This is a genomic window from Streptomyces sp. NPDC046261 (assembly GCF_040646235.1).
GTDB lineage: Bacteria > Actinomycetota > Actinomycetes > Streptomycetales > Streptomycetaceae > Streptomyces.
In genome coordinates, this window is record NZ_JBEYZU010000001.1 from 462,983 (window position 1) to 483,671 (window position 20,689).

The 20,689-nt window shown below is 71.9% G+C and carries 20 protein-coding genes; 8 read left to right on the top strand and 12 right to left on the bottom strand.

The genetic code is table 11. The features are described 5' to 3' along the window. Positions 1-18: 18 nt before the first annotated feature. Together ABZ956_RS02175 and ABZ956_RS02180 are read right to left on the bottom strand one after the other, a co-directional pair. On the bottom strand, positions 19-1,206 hold the full coding sequence (locus tag ABZ956_RS02175; RefSeq protein WP_361885562.1) for a pyridoxal phosphate-dependent aminotransferase: 1,188 nt from the start codon (positions 1,204-1,206) through the stop codon (positions 19-21). 40 nt (positions 1,207-1,246) lie between these two features. Continuing rightward, positions 1,247-1,831: an isochorismatase family cysteine hydrolase gene (locus tag ABZ956_RS02180; protein ID WP_361885565.1), complete on the bottom strand. Its 585-nt coding sequence runs from the start codon at positions 1,829-1,831 to the stop codon at positions 1,247-1,249. A 250-nt stretch (positions 1,832-2,081) separates the two neighbouring features. Between ABZ956_RS02180 and ABZ956_RS02185 the strand changes: the two genes are divergently transcribed. The 4 genes from ABZ956_RS02185 to ABZ956_RS02200 all read left to right on the top strand — a co-directional run bounded on the left by ABZ956_RS02185 (position 2,082) and on the right by ABZ956_RS02200 (position 7,631). After that, positions 2,082-4,019 (top strand): FAD/NAD(P)-binding protein, encoded by a 1,938-nt coding sequence (locus ABZ956_RS02185; protein WP_361885568.1) that lies wholly within the window; start codon positions 2,082-2,084, stop codon positions 4,017-4,019. Between the two features lie 81 nt (positions 4,020-4,100). Continuing rightward, entirely contained in the window at positions 4,101-5,285 is a 1,185-nt protein-coding gene (locus ABZ956_RS02190; protein ID WP_361885571.1) for a pyruvate carboxyltransferase, read from the top strand. A gap of 20 nt (positions 5,286-5,305) precedes the next feature. After that, the gene (locus ABZ956_RS02195) at positions 5,306-5,926 is read left to right on the top strand and encodes a LuxR C-terminal-related transcriptional regulator (protein WP_361885574.1); all 621 of its coding nucleotides are present in this window, start codon (positions 5,306-5,308) and stop codon (positions 5,924-5,926) included. A gap of 235 nt (positions 5,927-6,161) precedes the next feature. Then, positions 6,162-7,631: a histidine kinase N-terminal domain-containing protein gene (locus tag ABZ956_RS02200; RefSeq protein ID WP_361886651.1), complete on the top strand. Its 1,470-nt coding sequence runs from the start codon at positions 6,162-6,164 to the stop codon at positions 7,629-7,631. Between the two features lie 144 nt (positions 7,632-7,775). Here ABZ956_RS02200 and ABZ956_RS02205 read toward each other — a convergent pair whose 3' ends face one another. Both ABZ956_RS02205 and ABZ956_RS02210 read right to left on the bottom strand, forming a co-directional pair. After that, positions 7,776-8,033, bottom strand: a complete 258-nt coding sequence (locus tag ABZ956_RS02205; protein WP_004937597.1) for a WhiB family transcriptional regulator — start codon at positions 8,031-8,033, stop codon at positions 7,776-7,778. Between the two features lie 321 nt (positions 8,034-8,354). Further along, positions 8,355-9,323, bottom strand: coding sequence for a diacylglycerol kinase family protein (locus ABZ956_RS02210; protein WP_361885577.1), 969 nt, complete (start codon positions 9,321-9,323; stop codon positions 8,355-8,357). Between the two features lie 114 nt (positions 9,324-9,437). Here ABZ956_RS02210 and ABZ956_RS02215 point away from each other — a divergent pair, with 114 nt between their 5' ends. Continuing rightward, positions 9,438-9,926 (top strand): hypothetical protein, encoded by a 489-nt coding sequence (locus tag ABZ956_RS02215; protein ID WP_361885580.1) that lies wholly within the window; start codon positions 9,438-9,440, stop codon positions 9,924-9,926. Positions 9,927-9,938: 12 nt separating this feature from the next. Here ABZ956_RS02215 and ABZ956_RS02220 read toward each other — a convergent pair whose 3' ends face one another. From ABZ956_RS02220 to ABZ956_RS02235, 4 genes are all read right to left on the bottom strand, one after another. Continuing rightward, on the bottom strand, positions 9,939-10,889 hold the full coding sequence (locus tag ABZ956_RS02220; protein ID WP_361885583.1) for an RNA polymerase sigma factor SigF: 951 nt from the start codon (positions 10,887-10,889) through the stop codon (positions 9,939-9,941). A 16-nt stretch (positions 10,890-10,905) separates the two neighbouring features. Beyond that, complete coding sequence (locus ABZ956_RS02225; RefSeq protein WP_071962378.1) at positions 10,906-11,322, bottom strand: anti-sigma regulatory factor; 417 nt, start codon at positions 11,320-11,322, stop codon at positions 10,906-10,908. 198 nt (positions 11,323-11,520) lie between these two features. After that, a complete protein-coding gene (locus ABZ956_RS02230; protein WP_361885586.1) occupies positions 11,521-12,066 on the bottom strand; it encodes a GNAT family N-acetyltransferase in 546 nt (181 codons plus the stop codon). Between the two features lie 55 nt (positions 12,067-12,121). Next, a complete protein-coding gene (locus ABZ956_RS02235; RefSeq protein WP_361885589.1) occupies positions 12,122-12,382 on the bottom strand; it encodes a UBP-type zinc finger domain-containing protein in 261 nt (86 codons plus the stop codon). 52 nt (positions 12,383-12,434) lie between these two features. Between ABZ956_RS02235 and ABZ956_RS02240 the strand changes: the two genes are divergently transcribed. Further along, positions 12,435-14,033 (top strand): Na+/H+ antiporter, encoded by a 1,599-nt coding sequence (locus tag ABZ956_RS02240; RefSeq protein WP_361885592.1) that lies wholly within the window; start codon positions 12,435-12,437, stop codon positions 14,031-14,033. A 13-nt stretch (positions 14,034-14,046) separates the two neighbouring features. On the opposite strand, the gene ABZ956_RS02245 is transcribed toward ABZ956_RS02240, so the two are convergent. Continuing rightward, complete coding sequence (locus ABZ956_RS02245) at positions 14,047-14,967, bottom strand: pyridoxal-phosphate dependent enzyme (RefSeq protein WP_361885595.1); 921 nt, start codon at positions 14,965-14,967, stop codon at positions 14,047-14,049. A 59-nt stretch (positions 14,968-15,026) separates the two neighbouring features. Here ABZ956_RS02245 and ABZ956_RS02250 point away from each other — a divergent pair, with 59 nt between their 5' ends. Continuing rightward, a complete protein-coding gene (locus ABZ956_RS02250) occupies positions 15,027-15,938 on the top strand; it encodes a glutaminase (protein WP_361885598.1) in 912 nt (303 codons plus the stop codon). Between the two features lie 119 nt (positions 15,939-16,057). Here the strand turns inward: ABZ956_RS02250 and ABZ956_RS02255 are convergent, their stop codons facing one another. The 3 genes from ABZ956_RS02255 to tatA all read right to left on the bottom strand — a co-directional run bounded on the left by ABZ956_RS02255 (position 16,058) and on the right by tatA (position 18,849). Continuing rightward, positions 16,058-16,996, bottom strand: a complete 939-nt coding sequence (locus tag ABZ956_RS02255) for a beta-ketoacyl-ACP synthase III (protein ID WP_361885600.1) — start codon at positions 16,994-16,996, stop codon at positions 16,058-16,060. A gap of 193 nt (positions 16,997-17,189) precedes the next feature. Next, the gene (locus ABZ956_RS02260; RefSeq protein WP_361885603.1) at positions 17,190-18,545 is read right to left on the bottom strand and encodes an alkaline phosphatase; all 1,356 of its coding nucleotides are present in this window, start codon (positions 18,543-18,545) and stop codon (positions 17,190-17,192) included. Positions 18,546-18,642: 97 nt separating this feature from the next. Continuing rightward, complete coding sequence (gene tatA / locus ABZ956_RS02265) at positions 18,643-18,849, bottom strand: Sec-independent protein translocase subunit TatA (protein ID WP_361885605.1); 207 nt, start codon at positions 18,847-18,849, stop codon at positions 18,643-18,645. A gap of 158 nt (positions 18,850-19,007) precedes the next feature. Here tatA and ABZ956_RS02270 point away from each other — a divergent pair, with 158 nt between their 5' ends. Further along, the gene (locus ABZ956_RS02270) at positions 19,008-20,510 is read left to right on the top strand and encodes an LCP family protein (protein ID WP_361885608.1); all 1,503 of its coding nucleotides are present in this window, start codon (positions 19,008-19,010) and stop codon (positions 20,508-20,510) included. Positions 20,511-20,689: the final 179 nt, after the last annotated feature.

A 20,689-nucleotide genomic window follows, 5' to 3' on the forward strand; every position in this document is an offset into this window, starting at 1 on the left:
GGTGGTGGTGCGCGGGGCTCAGCCGCGCCGGGCCAGGGCGCCGGCCGTACGCTCCAGGGCCTCCTCGATGACCGCCCGGGAGGTGGCGAAGGAGAGCCGGACGTGCCCCTCGCCGCCGGGCCCGAAGGCGGTGCCCGGGGTCACCGCGACGCCCGCCTCCCGCAGCAGCCACTCGGTGAACGCGGCGGAGCCGGGGAACCCCGTGCCGCGGATGTCGGCGAACGCGTAGAAGGCGCCGTCCGGCGGGGTGCAGCGGATGCCGGGCAGGGCGTTGAGCCCGTCGGTGATCAGCGCCCTGCGCTCGGCGTACTCGGCCGCCATCTCCCGCACGGCGTCCTGCGGCCCGGTGAGGGCGGCCACGCCTCCGCGCTGGACGAACGAGCCGGCACAACCGACCGTGTGCTGCTGGGCCTTGAGGACATGGGCGATGACATCGGAGGGGCCGCTGACCCAGCCGAGCCGCCAGCCGGTCATGGCATAGCCCTTGGAGAAGCCGTTGACGGTCAGCGTGCGGCCGGCGCAGCCGGGCAGGCTCGCGAGGCTGATGTGGGGCGTGCCGTCGTAGCGGATCCGCTCGTAGATCTCGTCGGCGACGACGAACAGGTCGTGCGCGGCCGCGAAGGCCGCGACGTCCGCCGCCTCCCGCTCGGAAAGCGCCCGCCCCGTCGGGTTGTTCGGCGTGTTGATCAGCAGGACCTTCGTCCGCGGCGTCACCTGCGCCTCGAGGACCTGACGGGTGATCCGGAAGCCGTCCGCCGCGCTCAGCTCGGCCAGGACCGGGACCGCGCCCACGAGGCGGGCCATCGAGGCGTAGCTGACCCAGCTGGGCGTGGGGATGATGATTTCGTCGCCCGGGTCGAGGAGCGACATCAGGGAAATGAACAGCGCATGTTTCGCGGAGGGCGTGACAATGATGTCGCCGGCCGGGTCGGCGGTGATTCCATTGTCCTTTCCGAGCTTTTCCGCGATGGCCGTCAGAAGCTCGGGTATGCCACGGCTGGGCGTGTAGTGCGTATCGCCGTCCGTCAATGCCGTGGCGGCCTCCCCGACAATGTGCGGATCGGTGTCGAAGTCGGGTTCGCCGCCACCGAGGTCGAGGACCCGCACCCCGCGTGCCCGCAGGTCCCGCACCGTCTCGAAAACGGCGAATGTTGCTGAATTCTGAATTCCGGATACCCGGGTCGCCACCACGCGGCGGTTCTGCACGGTGCTGCCTTCCTGTGCGTGCTCGGGGGAGGGGCCCGCCTCAGCCGGCCAGGGCCTGTCGGACGGTGGTGATGTCGGCCGTGCGGGCGAGGACCTTCAGGGCCGCCTCGTGCAGCTCGTCGTCCGCGGTGGCGGTGGCGTCCTCCAGGACCTCGACGTAGTAGTCGCGGTCGTGCCCGTCACGGGCGGTCGAGAGCACCACCAGATCGGTGGTGACGCCGGTGAGCAGCAGGGTGTTGACGTCGCGTTCCAGCAGCAGCCGGTCCAGCTCGGTGCCGTGGAACGGGCTGAGCCGGTGCTTGGCCACCACGGGCTCGCCGTCCGCCGGCGCCAGCGAGTCGTGCACCTGCGTGGCCCACGTGCCCAGCACGATCCGGCGCTCCTCGCGGGCCTCGCGGAAGACGGGCGACTCCTCGGGCCACTCCGCGAAGTCGGGGGAGAAGCCGACCACGACGTAGATCACCGGGATGTCCTTCGCCCGGGCCAGGGCGATGGCCTCCGCCGCCCGCTCGAGGACCCCGCGCCGCGTCACCTGCTCCAGGTAGCCGTCCTGTGCGTACTTTCCGTCGGGGTGCACGATCTCGTTGATGAGATCCATCACCAGCAGCGCCGGACGTCGTTCCACTCTTTTCTCCAATTACCGGTGGAGGGGCTCGGGACGGGCCACACAGTACCACCGGAATTCTCCCGGAAAACCCTGCCGACTTTTCATGAGCGGGATTCATGGCAAGCATGAACAACGAGCTGTTGAACGGGCTTTTGGGCCGTTCTAGGGTCGGAGACGCAATCGCTTGGGCCAGTCCGTCCTGACTACCTCCACCGCCCCGCCGTGCGAGCACGGATCCCGGGGCAGCGGTGAGAATTCCGAGAGAGATATGGCTTTGACGCACCCTGCCGATGACCGCTTTACCGGAGATTTCTCCGTCCCCGGTGACCGGGGGAGATCCGGAGCGGCCCCGTACCGGATCGCCGTCGTCGGCAGCGGACCGCGCGGCCTGTCGGTGCTCGAACGGCTCGCCGCCCGGCTGGCCGGTGAACACCCCGGACGGCCCGTGGACATCCACCTGATCGACGACGTGCAGGTGGGCTGCGGCCGGGTGTGGCGCTCGGACCAGCCCGCGCACTTCCTCATGAACACCGTGGCGGGCGAGGTCTCCTCGTTCTCCGGCCCGCCGGACGACGGCCCCGCCCGCCCCGGCGCCGGCCCCTCGCTCGCCCAGTGGTGGAGCACGGTCGACCCCGACTGCCCCGGCGACAACGGCTACGCGCCGCGTGCCCTGCACGGCCGCTACATGCTCTTCGTCCTGGACGCCGTGAAGGCCGCGCTGCCCGCCCACGTCCGGCTGCACGAGGTCCACGGCACCGTCGAGGACGTCGAACCGGCCGACGGTGGCTACCGCCTCGCCCTCGCCGACGGCTCCCGCCTCCTCGCCGACCGCGTCGTCCTCGTCACCGGCCACGCCCGCCCCGAACTGAGCGGCCGCCAGAAGGAACTCGCCGACTTCGCGGCGATCCGGCCCGGCCTGCGCTACATCCGCGGGGACTCCGCCGCCGACATGGCGCTGGAGGAGATCCCCGCCGGCTCGTCCGTGGGCGTCCTCGGCCTCGGCCTGTCCTTCTACGACGTGATGGCCGCCCTGACCGTCGGCCGGGGCGGCACGTTCGCGGAGGACGGCGCGGGCGCTCTCGTCTACGCACCCAGCGGACGGGAGCCGTTCCTGGTGGCAGGCTCCCGCAGCGGCATGCCGCTGCCCGCCCGCGGCCGCAACCAGAAGCACGCCAACTTCACCTATACGCCCCAGCTCATCACCGCCGAGCGGGTACGCCGCGAACGCCCCCACGGCACCCTCGACTTCAAGGCCGACATCCTGCCCTGGCTGCTGGCCGAGGCCCGCCTCGTCTACTACGCCACGGCCCTGCGCCGGCAGCGTGGCGCCGCCGCGGCCCGGGCGTTCACCGCCGAGACCGCACGGGCCGCCGAGAGCGCCCTGCCGCCGGTGGCCGCGATCGCCGCCCGCCACGGCGCCGGCGACCTGCCGCCCCTGGACCTCGACGCCCTCGCCCGGCCCTTCGAGGGCCGCTCCTACCCCCACCCCGAGGCGTTCGAGAAGGAACTCCTCCAGGCCATCGACGAGGACCTCGCCCACGCCGAGCAGGGCAACTCCGACTCCCCGCTGAAGGCGGCCCTGGACGTCCTGCGCGACACCCGCGCCCTCATCCGGTCCTTCGTGGACTTCGCGGGCCTGCACCCGGCCTCGCACCGCGACGACTTCATCGGCTGGTACGCGGCCCGCAGCTCGTTCCTGGCGGCCGGACCGCCCCGCGTCAGGCTGCGCCAGGTCGCCGCCCTGATCGAGTGCAGACTGCTGCGCATCGCCGGGCCGCACACCCAGTTCACCCACGACGGGGACGGCTTCGTCGTCTCCTCCCCGTACGTGGCCGGATCCGAGGTCGGCGTCACCACCGTCATCGACGCCCGGATCCCCTCCCCTGACCTGCGGCGGGACCCGGCACCCCTGACCCGCCGGCTCGTCGAACGGGGCCTGTGGACCGACTACGTCAACGGCGAGGGCCCCGGCGCCTTCCGCACCGGCGGTGTCGCGGTCACCGGCCCCCCCTACCACCCGGTGGGCCCCGACGGACAACCCGACACCGGGCTGTACGTCCTGGGGATCCCCACCGAGCACACCCGCTGGTTCATGCAGGGCGGCAGCAGCCGGCCGGGCTTCTGGACCGACTTCGTCCGCGACGCCGACGCCATCGCGGGCCACGCCCTCACCGGGATCGCGGCGCTGCAGCCCTCGCTCGGCTAGCAGCACCACGCACCACGAGCAGTTCACGCACCGGACCGTCACCATGCGCCGCATGGTTCGAGGCTAGGAAGTGCAGGAAGAATGCAGAACACAGCTGAGGCCCGCCGGATTTCCGTGTTCGACACGACGCTCCGCGACGGCGAGCAGGCACCCGGCAACGCGATGACCCCCCAGCAGAAGCTGGACATCGCTCTGCGCATAGAAGCCCTCGGTGTCGACTACATCGAGGCCGGCTTCCCGGCCTCCTCGCCCAGCGAGTTCAGGGCCGCTCAGCTCATCTCCAAGAACCTGACGAAGGCCCGCTTCACCACCTTCGCCCGCGCCGTCCGCCAGGACGTCGCCACGGCGGTGGAGGCCGGCGGCACGGCCAACCACCAGGTGCAGGTCGCGGCGACCGGCAGCGACATGCACCTGAAGTACAAGCGCGGCATCACCCGCGCCGAGGGCGTCGCCGAGGTCGTCGACGCCGTCTCCTACGCCCGCTCCCTGGGCGTGGCGGAGGTCTCCGTCGGGATCGAGGACGCCAGCCGCGGCGAGCACGAGTTGCTGCGGGCCCTGACCGAGGAGTCCATCGAGGCCGGGGCCACCTGCTTCGTCGTCGCCGACACCTCCGGCGCCCTCACCCCCGAGGAGTACGCCGACCTCATCCGCACCTTCCGCCAGTGGGCCCCCGCCCCCATCCGCATCGCCACCCACTGCCACCAGGACTTCGGCCTGTCCCTGGCCAACGCCGTGGCCGGCCTGCGGGCCGGGGCCGACGAGGTGCAGGCCACCCTGGGCGGCATCGGCGAGCGCGCGGGCAACACGCCCCTGGAGGAGGTGGCCGCCCTCCTCGCCTACAAGCGCGACAAGCTCGGCATCTACACCGACATCGACCTCGCCGCCATGTACGACGCCTACACCCACCTGCGCAAGGTGATCCACCTCGAGGAGCCCCGCAACAAGGCGATCTTCGGCACCTACGCCTTCGGCACGGCGGCCGGCATCCACCAGCAGGGCCTGCTGCGCAACCCCGCCACGTACGAGTACGTCGAGCCCGCCCGGTTCGGCCGCGAGCGCTCCATCCTCGTCGGCCGTCACTCCGGCCGCGCGGTGCTGCGCCACCTCCTGGACCAGATCGGCGTCACCGTCGAGGACGCGCAGCTGCACGAGCTGTACCGCGTGCACATCGCCGAGCGCGTGGGCGGCGACTGCGAGGACCTCGATGTGCTCAAGCAGCGCCTGATCAAGACATTCCAGGGTGCGGACCAGCTGGTCGGCGCCTGAGCGGCGACAGACGGAGGGACATGGTGACGAGCCCGGGCTCCCCGGCGGCCGTCAGGGACGTGGCGGTGGTGGCGGTCGGCCGGCACGAGGACTTCACCGGCGCGGTCGCGGCCCTGACCGACCGGGGCGTGCGGGTCCTCCTCATCGGCTCCGGCTGGACCCGCGGCAGGCTGGAGACGGCCCTGGCCTGCGGGGTGCGAGGCTGCCTGGTGGAGGAGACCGAGGGGCCGCGGCTGGCCGCCGCGGTCCAGGCGGTCGCCGCCGGAAACGTGGTGATCTCGCCGGAGCTGTTCGCCCTGCGGGCCGCTCCGGCCTCCCGGCCGGCCCCCGCCGTGGGCGGCCGGCGCCGGACGGAGCTGCTGGGCACCCTCTCGGGCCGGGAGCGCACCGTCCTGACGCTGCTGGGGCAGGGGCTCTCCAGTGCCGAGGTGGCCGCCCGCCTGAGCATCACCCCGGGGACGGTCAAGAGCCATGTCTCGCACACCTTGGCCAAGCTCGGGGTGCGCACCCGCATCGAGGCGGTGCTGCTGCTGCGGGACCCGCGGGCCGCGGCGCCGGGACAGGACCCTCAACCTGTCCGGCACCGCAGCCCGGAGCTGCCATCGGCCGGTCCGCGCCGCGGAGCGTGCGGTTCTCCGTGACGGTTCCGGCCGATCCCGAGGGCCGCGCCGCCGTCAGGGCTTGCAGGCGTCGCGGTCCTCGCTCCGCCCTCCTGTGCGGGGAGGGCGGACGTCTACGCGGGGCCCGGGACGGCCGTCCCGGGTGGGTGGTCCTGTTCAGCATTGTGGACTAGACCATTCTCCGCTGTCCATGCCCCGGCGCCGGGGAAAAATCCCCCGGGGCCGCCGCGCGGGTAGGCTCACAGCCGTGCCCTCCATGAACGACCTCGTACGCCAGCACACCGCACTCGACGACTCCGACCTGGAGTGGCTGCATCTGCTGGTCTCGGAGTGGCAGCTGCTCTCCGACCTCTCCTTCGCCGACCTGGTGCTGTGGGTGCCCACGCTCGACGGCACCCGCTATGTGTCCGTCGCCCAGATGCGGCCCAACACCGGCCCCACCTCCTACCAGGACGACATGGTCGGCCACCTCGTGCCGCGCGGCCGGCGCCCCATGCTCGACGCCGCCCTCGACGAGGGCCGGATCGTGCGTGAGGGCGACCCGGAGTGGCGCGAGGAGGTGCCCGTGCGGGTGGAGTCCATCCCGGTCCGCCGGGAAGGACGGGTTCTGGGGGTCATCGCCCGGAACACGAATCTGCTGACGGTCCGCACGCCCAGCCGGCTGGAGCTCACCTATCTGCAGAGCGCCTCCGACCTGGCACAGATGATCGCCGCAGGCGCCTTCCCGTTCCCCGGTCAACAAGTCGACATGGACGCCTCGCCGCGCGCCGGCGACGGCCTGATCAGGCTCGACGCCGACGGTGTCGTCCAGTACGCCAGCCCCAACGCGCTCTCCGCCTATCACCGGCTCGGCCTCGCCGCCGACCTCGTCGGGCATCATCTGGGCGAGACCACCGCTCAGTTGGCACCCTCCCGCACCCCGGTCGACGAGGGACTGGCCAAGCTCGCGAGCGGCTGGGCGCCGCGCGAGTTCGAGGTCGAGGCGAACGACGGGGTCATTCATCTGAGGGCGATCCCGCTCAAACCCAAGGGCAGTCACATCGGTTCACTCGTACTGTTGCGCGATGTGACCGAACTGCGACGCCGCGAGCGCGAGTTGATCACCAAGGACGCGACCATCCGGGAGATCCACCACCGGGTGAAGAACAATCTCCAGACCGTCGCCGCCCTGCTGCGCCTGCAGGCCCGCCGCATCGGCTCGCCCGAGGGCCGCGAGGCGCTGGAGGAGGCGGTCCGCCGGGTCGGATCGATTGCGATCGTCCACGAGACGCTGTCGCAGAATCTCGACGAACGGGTGGAATTCGACGAGATCGCCGACCGGGTGCTCGCCATGGTCGCCGAGATCTCCCCGGGCCGGGTCGCCGCCCGCCGGACGGGACGCTTCGGGATACTCGACGCCGAGGTCGCCACGCCGCTGTCGATGGTGCTGACCGAGTTGCTGCAGAACGCCCTCGAGCACGGCTTCGGGCCGGGGGAGCAGGGCACGGTCGAGGTCACCGCGGTGCGCGGCGGCACCCGCAAGGACGCCCGGCTGCTGATCTCCGTGCAGGACGACGGCCGCGGGCTGCCCGAGGGCTTCGACCCGCAGCGCGCCGGCAACCTCGGACTGCAGATCGTACGGACCCTGGTCGAGGGGGAGTTGGGCGGAACGTTCGACATGGTGCCCGCTTCCGGGCAGGGAACGCGCGTGGTGCTCGACATTCCCGTAGGGCCGGAGAAGCCGTGACACCGGCCTCCGCCCCCGCACAGCGCTGAGCCCCGGACCTCATCGAGGAGGTCCGGGGCTCAAAGCTTCACGGCGCGATGCTCAGCGCATCGCTTGCGCATCGGGGGGTACTGCGCGCTGCGGCTCGGGGGCCGAGGGGCGTCGTCAGGCGGTCGCGTTGCGCGCCCGGTTACGGGCGGCGCGACGCTTCATCGCGCGGCGCTCGTCCTCGCTGAGGCCACCCCAGACGCCGGAGTCCTGGCCGGACTCGAGCGCCCACTGCAGGCACTGCTCCATGACGGGGCAGCGGCGGCAGACGGCCTTGGCTTCCTCGATCTGCAGCAGCGCAGGACCGGTGTTGCCGATGGGGAAGAACAGCTCGGGGTCTTCCTCGCGGCAAACGGCGTTGTGACGCCAGTCCATGGCTGCTCCATCTCCTCGTGTGACGGCTACGTGGCTTGTGAATGTGAACGCTTTCACGAATCCCCCCGCAAGGGAAGGGCCGACGCCCAGGCAGGGCTGGATGCGGTCCAGAGAAGAAGGAGGGGGTTCGTGGGCTATCCGGGAAGCCTTGATGGCGGGCTGTCCCGATCGCCATGAAGAGACTCGCAAACCTCGGCGACGGATACAACCCCTTCCGGAAAGTTTTTTTTGATTCCTCGGTGTCGGCTAGGTCACAGCCGTCATTCCAGGGGGTGGAACCCAGTCTAAACGTTCGAGTAGAAGGACTTTAGGCCCTAGCACTCACACAATCACACGCAGTGCACGGCGTACGCCTGTGAACGTCACGCTCGTCCGCAGTCCGAGGTGGTCGCCGTCCATCTGGAACGGCAGGGGAGCCTGCGAATGCAAGGTGAAGGAGGTCTGGTCATGCAGTGACACAGCGTGTCTGCCCTGCGGACCCCGCTCCGGCGTCGACGTCAGCAGCTGAGTGGCGTGGCGGGCCGCCGTCAGCGCCGACAGCTTGGTGAATCCCAGCACGTCAAGGGCGGTGTCGAAGGACGCCTCGGGCGCCGCGTAGACCGGCCGGTTGCCCAGATAGGTCCACGGCGCGGTGTTGCAGATTATCGACATGACGAGATTGCCGAGTGGCTCCTCGCCCGGCCGTTCGAGGGTGATCGAGCCGTGTCGGCGGTTCGTTTCTCCGAAGAACTGGCGCATCGCCTGTCGCACATACAGGGAGTGTGTCGAACGCTTGCCGCTCTCCCGCTGCTGCTCCACCCGGCCGACGACCCCCGCGTCGAAGCCGAATCCCGCGCAGAAGGTGAACCAGCGCTCCGGCACGCCCTCGTCCTCCGTGCCCGGGGTCCCGGCCGCCAGCCCCAGGCCGACCGTGCGCTCGGAGCCGTCCCGGACGGCGTCCAGCAGCGCCCCGGTCGCCTCCACGACGTCGTTGGGCAGGCCCAGGGCGCGGGCGAAGACATTGGTGGAGCCGCCGGGCACCACGGCCAGCCGCGGCAGGCCCTCGGGATCGGGGCCGGCGTGCAGCAGGCCGTTGACCACCTCGTTGACCGTGCCGTCGCCGCCGAGGGCGACCACCAGCTCGATGTTCCCGCTCTCGGCGGCACGGCGCGCCAGGTCCCGCGCGTGCCCGCGGTACTCGGTGGTGGCGACGTCCAGCTTGAGGTCGCTGGCCAGCGCGTGCGCCAGGACATCACGAGTACGGGCACTGGTGGTGGTGGCCGAAGGATTGACCACGAGAAGCGCACGCATGCGCGCCAGCCTACCTACCTGTCGGTACACGACCCATCCCAGGCCCGGCCCCCACGGCCCGAACGGCGCGGGAGGTGCCCCCACCCGACGTTTTCGTACAGATACCCTGCAGGAGTGAGCAGCAAGCAGTCCGCGTCGAACACCGCCCGGAAGGGTGCCCGGCAGAGCACCCCCCAGCGCGCCGCCTCCGCGCCCGCCCCGGAGCCCACCGGCCCCCGGCCGGCCCGGCTGACGGCGGCCGCCGCGCTCACCGCCCTGGAAGGGCTGGCGCTGGCGGCCTCGGGCGTCTATCTGCTGATCATGGGCCTGCTGGGCCGTCCGGACAGCCCGCAGCAGGCGGAGATGGGCGGGCTGACGGTGCTCGCGCTGGCCGCGCTGCCGCTGACCGCGGCGCGCGGGCTGTGGCTGCGCCGCCGCTGGAGCCGCGGCCCCGCCATGATCACGCAGATCATGGCGCTGCCGGTGGCCTGGACGCTCTACAACGGCGGTGGCGCGCTCGTCGCGGCGGCCGTGGCGCTGGCGCTGGTCGCCGTGGCCACCCTGGCACTGCTGGTGAACCCCACGGCGACCGAGGCGCTCGGCATCGGACCGCGCGAGAGCTGACGGCGCCGGCGGCTACTCCTCGATGAGCAGCCGGTCCCGCAGCTGGGCGAGCGTACGGGCCAGCAGCCGGGAGACGTGCATCTGCGAGATGCCCACCTCCTGGGCGATCTGCGACTGGGTCATGTTGCCGAAGAAGCGCAGCAGCAGGATCTTCTTCTCGCGCGGCGGCAGGTCCTCCAGCAACGGCTTGAGGGACTCGCGGTACTCCACGCCCTCCAGCGCCTCGTCCTCGGCGCCCAGGGTGTCCGCGACCGCCGGGGACTCGTCGTCGGTGTCCGGCACGTCCAGCGAGAGCGTGCTGTACGCGTTGGCGGACTCCAGCCCCTCCAGCACCTCCTCCTCGGAGATCCCCAGGTGCTCGGCCAGCTCGTGCACCGTGGGAGCGCGCCCGTGCCGCTGGGACAGCTCGGCCGTGGCCGTCGTCAGGGCCAGCCGCAGTTCCTGGAGCCGGCGCGGCACCCGCACCGCCCAGCCCTTGTCGCGGAAGTGCCGCTTGATCTCGCCGACGACCGTGGGCGTGGCGTATGTGGAGAACTCCACCCCGCGGTCCGGGTCGAAGCGGTCCACGGACTTGATCAGGCCGATGGTGGCGACCTGGGTCAGGTCGTCGAGCGGCTCGCCGCGGTTGCGGAACCGCCGCGCCAGATGCTCCACCAGCGGCAGGTGCATCCGCACCAGGTGATTGCGCAGCTCGGCACGTTCCGGTGAACCGTCCGGCAGCTGCCGCAGCTCGATGAACAGGGCCCGGGCGCCGCTGCGGTCGTGCGGATCGGCATGCTGGTGCCGCCGCTGGTGCTGGTGCTGATCCATGTGGTCCGCCCGCTCTGATGGGTCGCTCGCCTGGTCCGGCTCCGGACCGGACGGGTCCGGAGCCTGGTCCGGATCGAGGTCCTCCGGATGCGGCCGGGCAGGCTGCTGCGGGATGGCCGGGGTGCGCACTCCCCGCGATGACGCAGTACTCACGGAGCCCCCTCTTTCGTCACGGCTGCCCGGGGCCGGCGCCGCGCTTCTTGTGCAGGCTGATGCTGACCGTACGGTCGTCCGCGACCGTGGAGTCGACCTCACCGGCCAGGGCGGAGAGCACCGTCCAGGCGAAGGTGTCGCGCTCGGGCGCGCGGCCGTCCGTGGTGGGTGCCGAGACCGTCACCCGCAGCGCGTCGCCCACGAGGCGGAAGACGCAGCTGAGCACGGAGCCGGGGACGGCCTGTTGCAGCAGGATCGCGCACGCCTCGTCGACGGCGATGCGCAAGTCCTCGATCTCGTCGAGGGTGAAGTCCAAGCGGGCCGCGAGGCCGGCAGTCGCCGTCCGCAGCACCGACAGGTAGGCACCCGCAGCGGGCAGCCGGACTTCCACGAAGTCCTGGGTCGTCCCAGGCTCGCCTGCGATTGGGGACACCCTCACCTCCAAGGTGGCACAAGCTCATTGAGCTGTCGGGAGCGCCGGTCCCGCGGCCTTCGACGGAAGGGTGAGCGGGCCGGTGCGGCACATGGTCCGGCTGAGACGCTATCGCGATCTGCGGTTCCGCGCCGCAGGCCCACGACTGTCACTCATGGTAAACCCATGAGTACGGACAGTGGCTAGGTCCGTGCGGTCTCAAATCGAAAGAGAAATCGGCCTGTTGGGATTTTCGTCACTCTGCGCGAGCGCCGCAAGGGCCTGGAGCGGTTCTCCCGACATCCGTCGCACGGTCCAGCCGTCCATCGCCTCGGCGCCCAGCGCTTTGTAGAACGCGATCGCGGGCGCGTTCCAGTCCAGCACTGACCACTCGAAACGCTCGTAGCCCCGCTCCACGCAGATCCGGGCGAGCTCCGCCAGGAGCGCCTTGCCGTGGCCCGCGCCGCGCGACTCCGGCCGGACGTAGAGGTCTTCGAGGTAGATACCGTGCGTGCCCGTCCACGTCGAGAAGTTGCGGAACCACAGCGCGAAGCCGACGACCTCCGGGCCCCCGGCCGCCGCCGCGTCCGCGTCGTCGTCACTCTCCGCTATCAGTGCGAAGATCGCGGGGTGCGGCCCGAAGAGCGCCTCGCGCAGCTGCTCCTCGGTGGCCCGGGCCTCCTCCAGCGCCCGTTCGTAGTCCGCCAGTTCGCGGATCATCGCGTGCAGGACGGGGACGTCGGCGGGCGTCGCGGATCGGATCATGCGTGCATGCTAGCGGCAGCCGGTGACAGCGCCCCGGCTCCGCGACCGGCCGCGCTCAGACGATGTGCTTGTCCACGTAGCACCAGCGCCAGGTCTGCCCCGGCTCGAAGCTGCGCATCACCGCGTGACCCGTCTCCTCGAAGTGCCCCGTCGCGTGCCGGTACGGCGAGGAGTCGCAGCAGCCCACGTGCCCGCACTCCAGGCACAGCCGCAGCTGCACCGGGTGGCTGCCCGCCGCCGCGCACTCGGGGCACGTCGCGCTCAGCGGCCGCGGTTCGGGGCGCGGCAGCAGCGGAAGATGAGAACACTCGATCATGATTGCCAGGTTAGAGCGCGCATGCCCGAGGACGGGAGACAGGCGGGGACCCATGGACGTCATGCCACTGCTGCTCCTGGTCGCGGGCGGCGCGGCCATCGCCGGCGCCGCCCGCCGCACGCCCGTGCCCGCGCCGCTGCTGCTGGTGGCCGCCGGGCTGCTCGCCGCCTACGTGCCGGGCGTACCGGACTACGCCCTCGACCCCCACGTCGTCCTGCCGCTGCTGCTGCCGCCCCTGCTGCACACCGCCGCCCTCGACAGCTCCTACCTCGACCTCCGCGCCAACCTGCGGCCGGTGGCGCTGCTCTCCGTCGGCTACGTCCTCTTCGCGACCCTCGCCGTCGGATACGTCGCCCACCGCCTGGTGCCCGGGCTCCCGCCCGCCGCGGCCCTGGTGTTCGGAGCGGTCGTCGCCCCGCCGGACGCGGTCGCCGCCACCGCCATCGCCCGCCGCCTCGGGCTGCCCTCGCGGATCACCACCATCCTCCAGGGCGAGTCCCTGGTGAACGACGCGACCGCCATCACCGCCTACCGGGTCGCCCTCGCCGCGGCCGTCGGCGCGGGCGCGACCTGGGCGCAGGGCATCGGCGCGTTCGCCGTCGCGGCCCTCGGCGGCATCGGCGTCGGCCTGGTCCTCATGGTGCCGATCCACTGGCTGCGCAAGCACCTGCGCGAGCCGCTGCTGCAGAACACCCTCTCCCTCCTCATCCCCTTCGTCGCCTACGCCGCCGCCGAGAAGGTCCACGCCTCCGGGGTGCTCGCCGTCGTGGTCGTCGCCCTCTACCTGGGCCACCGCGCCTGGCAGGTCGACTTCGCCACCCGCCTCCAGGAGGCGGCCGTGTGGCGGATGGTCGCCTTCATCCTGGAGTCAGCCGTCTTCGCCCTGATCGGCCTTCAGCTGCCCGTGGTGCTGCGCGACCTCGGGGACTACGGGCTCGGCGAGGCAGCCTGGTACGCCGTCGTCCTCTTCGTCGTGGTCGTCCTCGTCCGCTACCTGTGGGTCTTCCCGGCCACGTTCCTGCCGCGCGTGCTCTCCGCCCGCATCCGCGAGCGCGAGCCGGACACCACGTGGAAAGCGCCCGCCGTGGTCGGCTGGGCCGGCATGCGGGGCGTCGTCTCCCTCGCCATCGCCTTCTCCATCCCCGTCACCACGAACGACGGCGCCCCCTTCCCCGCCCGCAACCTGATCCTCTTCCTCACCTTCACCACCGTCATCGGCACCCTCGTCGTCCAGGGCCTCACCCTGCCCCCGCTCATCCGCCGTCTGCGGCTGCCCGACCGCGACCCCGGCGTGGTCACCCTCGCCGAGGCCCAGGCCCAGAGCGAGGCGTCCGAGGCCGCCGAGGCCCGCCTCGAAGAGCTGCTGGCCGACGAGCGCAACGCCCTCCCCCCGCCGCTCGCCGACCGTCTGCGCGCCGTGCTCGAACGGCGCCGCAACGCGGTCTGGGAGCGGCTGGGCGCGGTCGACGAGAGGACGGGTGAGTCGGTGGACGACACCTACCGCCGTCTCGCGCGCGAGGTGATCGGCGCCGAACGCGAGGTCTTCGTGGCCCTGCGGGACGCCCGCCGCATCGACGACGAGCTCCTGCGGACGCTGCTGCGCCGGCTGGACCTCGAGGAGGCGGCGGCGTACCGGGAGGAGACGGGCTAGCGGAAGGGCCCGGTCAGGAGGGCGCGTCGGGCGCGCCCGTGATCACGGCCGCCACCCTCGTGCCCGGCGCGAACGCCCCCTCCCGCGCCAGCGTCGTCAGCCCGTACAGCATCTTCGCCACGTACAGCCGCTCCAGCGCCAGCCCGTGGCGGGCCTCGAAGTCCGCCGCGAACTCCTCGAGCTCCGGCGAGCTCCTGGCGTAGCCGCCGCAGTGGAAGCGCTCGTCCAGCGTCCAGTCGCCACGCCGGCCGCCGAACGCCTCCTGCTGCAGGCGCTCCACCTCACCGCCCAGGAAGCCGCCCTTGAGCACCGGGAAGCCGATCGCCCGCTGACCGGCGGCCAGGCCCGCCGCCAGCCCGGCCAGCGTGCCGCCCGTACCGCAGGCGACACCGACCACGTCCGCGGCACCGCGCAGCTCCTCCCCGAGCCCGGCGCAGCCGCGTGCCGCGGCCGCGTTGCTGCCGCCCTCGGGGATGACGAAGCACTCCTCCTCCATGAGGGAGGCCAGGACCTCCGGCTCGGCCTTGCGCCGGTAGGTGGCCCGGTCGACGAAGCGCAGCCGCATGCCGTCCGCCGCGCACTGCCGCAGGGACGGGTTGAGCGGGCGGTCGGCCAGTTCGGCGCCGCGGACGATGCCCACGGTGGCGAAGCCCAGCAGCCGGCCGGCCGCCGCCGTGGCCCGCAGGTGGTTGGAGTACGCGCCGCCGAAGGTGAGCAGCGTGCGCCGGCCGGCCGCGGCGGCCGCCTCCAGGTTCGGCGCCAGCTTGCGCCACTTGTTGCCCGGCAGGTCCGGATGTATCAGATCGTCCCGTTTGAGCAGCAGGCGCAGGCCATGCCGCGCGAACCGCTCGTCCCGCAGCTCCGCCAGGGGCGAGGGCAGCCGCGGCCGCAGGGCGTCGAGGCGGGCCGCACCGGGGGGATTGTCGCTGGTCACACCGTCCATTTTGTACTCTTGCCCGGCCAGCAACGAAGCTAGGAAAGCGCAGAGCAGCAGTGGACTACCAGGCCGTACTCGAAGAGGTCGCCGCGTTCGCCCGTCCACTGATCGGTCGCGGCCAGGTGGCCGACTACATCCCGGCCCTGGCCGAGGTGGACACCACGCGCTTCGGGATGGCCGTCGCCGACATCGACGGCGGCGTGTACGGCGTGGGGGACTGGGAGCGGCCGTTCTCCGTGCAGTCCATCTCCAAGGCCTTCAGCCTCGCCCTCGTCCTGGCCGAGGGCGGCGACCGCATCTGGGACCGGGTGGGCACCGAGCCGTCCGGCAACCCCTTCAACTCGCTGGTGCAGCTCGAGTACGAGCACGGCATCCCGCGCAATCCGTTCATCAACGCGGGCGCGCTGGTGGTGACCGACCGGCTGCAGACGCTGACCGGGGACGCGAGCACGACGATGCTGGAGTTCCTGCGCGCGGAGAGCGGCAATCCCGAGGTCTCCTTCGACCCGGCCGTCGCCAAGTCCGAGTCCGAGCACGGCGACCGCAATGCCGCCCTCGCCCATTTCATGGCCAGCTACGGCAACCTCGACAACCCCGTGCCGACGGTTCTGGAGCACTACTTCTGGCAGTGCGCCATCGAGATGAGCTGCCGCGACCTGGCGCTCGCGAGCGGCTTCCTGGCCCGCCACGGCCTGCGCGCCGACGGCACGCGGCTGCTGCCGCGCCGCGAGGCCAAGCAGATCAACGCGGTCATGCTGACGTGCGGCACCTACGACGCCGCCGGCGACTTCGCCTACCGGGTGGGGCTGCCCGGCAAGAGCGGCGTGGGCGGCGGCATCGTCGCGGTGATACCGGGACGGTGCACGCTGTGCGTATGGAGCCCGGGCCTGGACTCACGCGGCAACTCCGTGGCCGGCGTGGCGGCGCTCGACCACTTCACGACGCTGACCGGGTGGTCGGTGTTCTGAGGCGGTGCCCGGGGGTCGGCCGGGGGTCCGGGGGTTGCCCCCGGGAGATGCGGTACGACGCTGACCGGGTGGTTGGTGTTCTGAGGCGGTGCCGCGCCCGGCGGGTTAGGCCCGGTCCGCTACGGGCAGCGGATGACCTGGCCCGCGTACGACAGGTTGCCGCCGAAGCCGAACAGCAGCACCGGCGCGCCCGGCGCCACCCGGCCCGTCGCCACCAGCTTGGACAGGGCGAGCGGGATGCTCGCCGCCGAGGTGTTGCCCGACTCCGTCACATCGCTGGCGACGATCGCGTTGACGGCGCCCAGCTTGCGCGCCACCGGCTCGATGATGCGGAGGTTGGCCTGGTGCAGGACGACGGCCGCCAGATCCTCCGGCTCGACGCCGGCCCGCAGGCACACCTGCCGGGCGATCGGCGGGAGCTGGGTGGTGGCCCAGCGGTAGACGGACTGGCCTTCCTGGGCGAAGCGCGAGGGAGTGCCCTCGATCCGCACGGCGTGTCCCATCGTGGGCACCGAGCCCCAGACGACCGGGCCGATCTCCGGCTCCGCCGACGCCGTGATCACGGCCGCGCCGGCGCCGTCGCCGACCAGGACGCAGGTGGTGCGGTCGGTCCAGTCGGTGACGTCGGTGAATTTCTCCACGCCGATGACCAGGGCGTTCCTCGCCGATCCGGCGCGGATGGCGTGGTCGGCGGAGGCGAGGGCGTGGGTGAAGCCGGCACAGACGACGTTGAGGTCCATGACGGCGGGGGAGGGCAGGCCCAGCGCGGCGGCGACGCGCGCGGCCGTGTTCGGGCTGCGGTCGACGGCCGTGCAGGTGGCCACGAGGACGAGGTCGATGTCGTCGGGGGCGAGCCCGCTGTTGGCCAGCGCCTTGGCGGCGGCCTCGGTGGCCATGGAGGCCACGCTCTCGCCGGGCTCGGCGATCCGGCGGGTGCGGATGCCCACGCGGGAGCGGATCCACTCGTCGCTGGTGTCGACCAGGGTGGCGAGCTCGTCGTTGGTGAGCACCCTGGCGGGCTGGTAGTGGCCGAGGGCCAGAACGCGAGACCCGGACATCGGGGGTCCTCCTGCGGGCGAGGGACAAGGACCTCTCAGTCTTGACGGCGCGGGGCCCCGGGCCACGTGTGTGATCCACCAATCTTCCGGCGGGATAACTGGCGCAATCAGCAGCGGCCCAGCAGCGGCACGGCAGTGGCCCGGCCGCAGGAAGCGGCCGGGCCGTGCTCACGGGGTGCCCGCGGGCGGTGGATCAGCGCAGGGAGAGCGCCGTGCGCAGGGTGGTGAAGAGCTCGGTCTGGTCGGTGAGGCCGAGGACGCGGTGGGCCTGGGGGCCCTGGGCGGCGATGCGGACCTGGGTGCCGGTGTGCTCCTGGGCCTTGCCCGGGGTGTTGGAGGAGTAGTTGACCTTCAGCTGCTGACCCTCGTTGGTGATCAGCGTGGAGGACAGGCCGGGCGGGTTGGCCTCCAGCGGCACGATCTGGCTGGTGTGGCCGTGGTCGGCGGTGGTGACGACGAGCGTGTCGGGGTGCTTGGCGGCGTAGTCGCGGGCGACCTTCACGGCGCGGTCGAAGGCGGCCGTCTCGCCGATCTGGCCGCACGGGTCCGCGGCGTGGTCGCGCTTGTCGATCGAGGCCCCCTCCACCTGAAGGAAGAAACCATTCTTCTTGGCCTTGGGGGTGTCCAGGAGCGCCAGCGCCCTGCGGGTCTGCTCCTCCAGGGCGGGGGTGCCGGCCTTGCGCTCGGGGTTGCTCGTCACGCAGCGCTGGGCGGCGGTGCCGCCGACGGCCGCGTTCTTGCCGGTCCACTCGACGGGCACGTTGCCGTCGGCGAACAGGCCGAGGAGGGGCGTGCCGGGCTTGGCCGCCTTGAGGCCCTTGGCGTCGGTCACGACCTGGTAGCCGAGCTTCTCGGCCTGCTGGGTGACGGTCAGGCCCTTGTAGCGGCCCTCGGTGATCTTCTGGTCGAAGCGGGCCTTGCCGCCGCCCAGCAGCACGTCCACCTTGTGGTTCACGCTCTGCTCGGCGATCGAGCCGGGGCCGCCCTTGGCGATCGTGTCGTTCGGGCATGCCTTCATGTCGGCCGGGCCCTGGCAGCTGCGGTCGGTGGCGTGCGAGGCGAGGGCGGCCGGGGTGGCGTCGGTGAGCTCGGCGGTGGTGACGCTGCCGGTGGCCAGGCCCTTCTTCTGGGCCAGCTCCAGGATCGTGGGAACCGCCTTGTCGGTGCCGGGGGTCTTGGAGAGCCGGCCGTTGACCGTCTTCTGCCCGGTCGCCCAGCCCGTGGCGCTGGCGGCGGAGTCGGTCACGTAGTCCGGCCTGCCGTTCTTGTCGACCGCGTACGTGGTGTACGAGCCGGTCATCGGGAACTTGTCCATGTTGAGCCGGCCGGCCGCGCCCACGGTGTAGTCGCGGGCCAGGGTTATCTCCGAGTCGCCCATGCCGTCGCCGATGAGCAGGATGACGTTCTTGGCCTTCTTGGGGCCGTGGCCCGCGACGTCCGGCCTGCCGCCGTCCTCGGACGCGGCGGCCGCCGCGGGCACGGCGACGCCTGCGGCGAGCAGCGCGGCGGCGCCCCAGGCGAGACGGCGACGGTACGGACGAGAAGCCATGGTCGATTCCTCCTAGCTGGACCGGGGCGGGGTGCCCGGCCGGAGGAAGCTCACCAGGGGTGGGTGTACCGCAGGCGACGTCCAGGTGACGTAAGGATCACCGGGCGCTGTCGACAGGGCTGCCGGCGGCCGGAGCCGGGGTGCCGGAGCCGTCGTCCTTCAGGGCCTTCGCCTCGCTTTTCAGGATGCGCATGGACCTGCCCAGGGCGCGGGCGGTGTCGGGCAGTTTCTTCGACCCGAACAGGACGACCACGACGAGGACGACCACGAGGATGTGCCAGGGTTCCAGGGCATTGCGCAGCACGGCCGCCCCACCACCTCTCATCTGACGCGTGAATGCGATGCCGTAACGACTGCCCTCACCATACTTGCTAGATTGCGCAACTGGACAACCAAAGTGCGTGGGAGCCCGTCTAACCCGGCGACACGGCACGGACCGGGGGAGCGGATGAGGGCGCGGATATGACAGGCAGGCGAGGCAAACCCGGCAAGCTGACGCGGCGCCGGATACGGATCGCCGGCGTCGTCGCGGTGTCGGTCCTGGTGCTGCTGGCCGCCGGTGCGGGATGGCTGTATCTGAGGCTCAACGGCAACATCGACACCTTCGACGCCGGCGGTCTGTCCAAGAACCGCCCCGGAGCGGGCGCCGCCGGGCAGAACGTCCTGGTCATCGGCTCCGATTCGCGCGCCGGCGACAACGGCGGCCTCGGCGGCGGGGACGGCGACGTGGGCCGCTCCGACACCGCCTTCCTGCTGCATGTCTACGGCGACCGTGAGCACGCCGTCGCCGTGTCGATCCCCCGGGACACGCTGGTGGACATCCCTCCGTGCCGGATGCCCGACGGCAGTTGGACCGCCGAGAAGCAGCACGTGATGTTCAACTCGGCGTTCTCGCTGGGGGGATCGGCCAAGGGGAACCCGGCCTGTACGCAGAACACCGTCGAGAGACTCACCGGCCTGCGCGTGGACCACACGGTCGTCGTGGACTTCGCGGGCTTCTCCGCGATGACCTCCGCCGTCGGTGGCGTCGAGGTGTGCGTACCGAAGGACGTCTACCAGGGCGACCTGAACCCCAACCTGGGCACCCGTGGTGAACTCCTCTTCCACAAGGGGCAGCAGAGCATCTCGGGGCAGAAGGCGCTGGACTATGTGCGCGTGCGGCACGGGATCGGCGACGGCTCGGACATCGGGCGCATCCAGCGCCAGCAGGCGTTCCTCTCCGCGATGATCAAGAAGGTGCGGTCGCAGGGCTTCAACCCCACCACGCTGCTGCCGCTCGCCGACGCGGCCACGAAGTCGATGACGGTGGACCCGGGGCTGGGATCGGCGAACAAGATGCTCTCCTTCGCGATGTCGCTCAAGGGCATCGACCTGCACAACATGAAGTTCGTGACCCTGCCCTGGCGCTACGACGGCAACCGCGTCGCGATCGTCCAGCCCGACGCCGACGCGCTGTGGGCCTCGCTCAGGGCCGACCGGACCGTCGACGGCAAGGACGCGGGCAAGGATGCGGGCAAGGGCGGCTCCGGCAGTCGGCCGGCCACCCCCTCGCCCTCCCCGGAGCCCGTCTCCGGCGACGGGGTGAAGGTCTCCGTCCGCAACGGCACCGACGTCACCGGCCTCGCCGCCCGCGCCGCCGCCTCGCTCAGGGAGCGCGGGTACGAGGTCACCGGCACCGCGACGGTCCGCGCGCGGGGCACGGCGAGCACCGTGATCGAGTTCGGCCCCGGCGAGGCGGGGCACGCGCGGACGCTGGCCCGCCTCTTCCCCGGCGCGTACGTACGGGGCGCCGCGGCGGACGGGATCTCGGTCACCCTCGGCCGTGACTACGCCGCGGCGCCCGCCCCCGCGCCGTCGCCCTCGCCGTCCACATCGGGGCCACCGCCCGGAACGCTGTCCTCCGACGTGGTGAGCGGCGTCCGGTCGGCGGACGACGACCCCTGCGGCAACCTCTCGTACGGCTGAGTCCCGGCCCGCTGGTCAGCCGGTCGGCCGGCAAGGAAGGGGGCAGGGAAGGGGCCAAGGAAGGGGGGCTCCGGGAGGGAACCCGTATGCCTGTTTGGTCCGTTTCCGTGGTAGGTGCACAGTTAACAGTGGATGCGCAGTGAGAGCACAGAGCAGGCCCTTCCCCAGGAGCCCAAGGA

Excerpts from the sequence above, each read along its gene's own strand:
- ABZ956_RS02185 (WP_361885568.1), top strand. The coding sequence starts at position 2,082 with ATGGCTTTGACGCACCCTGCCGATGACCGCTTTACCGGAGATTTCTCC.
- ABZ956_RS02255 (WP_361885600.1), bottom strand. The coding sequence starts at position 16,996 with ATGTCCGGGTCTCGCGTTCTGGCCCTCGGCCACTACCAGCCCGCCAGG.
- ABZ956_RS02230 (WP_361885586.1), bottom strand. The coding sequence starts at position 12,066 with ATGATCCGATCCGCGACGCCCGCCGACGTCCCCGTCCTGCACGCGATG.
- ABZ956_RS02195 (WP_361885574.1), top strand. The coding sequence starts at position 5,306 with ATGGTGACGAGCCCGGGCTCCCCGGCGGCCGTCAGGGACGTGGCGGTG.
- ABZ956_RS02205 (WP_004937597.1), bottom strand. The coding sequence starts at position 8,033 with ATGGACTGGCGTCACAACGCCGTTTGCCGCGAGGAAGACCCCGAGCTG.
- ABZ956_RS02190 (WP_361885571.1), top strand. The coding sequence starts at position 4,101 with ATGCAGAACACAGCTGAGGCCCGCCGGATTTCCGTGTTCGACACGACG.
- ABZ956_RS02260 (WP_361885603.1), bottom strand. The coding sequence starts at position 18,545 with ATGGCTTCTCGTCCGTACCGTCGCCGTCTCGCCTGGGGCGCCGCCGCG.
- ABZ956_RS02200 (WP_361886651.1), top strand. The coding sequence starts at position 6,162 with ATGAACGACCTCGTACGCCAGCACACCGCACTCGACGACTCCGACCTG.
- ABZ956_RS02240 (WP_361885592.1), top strand. The coding sequence starts at position 12,435 with ATGGACGTCATGCCACTGCTGCTCCTGGTCGCGGGCGGCGCGGCCATC.
- ABZ956_RS02270 (WP_361885608.1), top strand. The coding sequence starts at position 19,008 with ATGACAGGCAGGCGAGGCAAACCCGGCAAGCTGACGCGGCGCCGGATA.
- ABZ956_RS02210 (WP_361885577.1), bottom strand. The coding sequence starts at position 9,323 with ATGCGTGCGCTTCTCGTGGTCAATCCTTCGGCCACCACCACCAGTGCC.
- ABZ956_RS02235 (WP_361885589.1), bottom strand. The coding sequence starts at position 12,382 with ATGATCGAGTGTTCTCATCTTCCGCTGCTGCCGCGCCCCGAACCGCGG.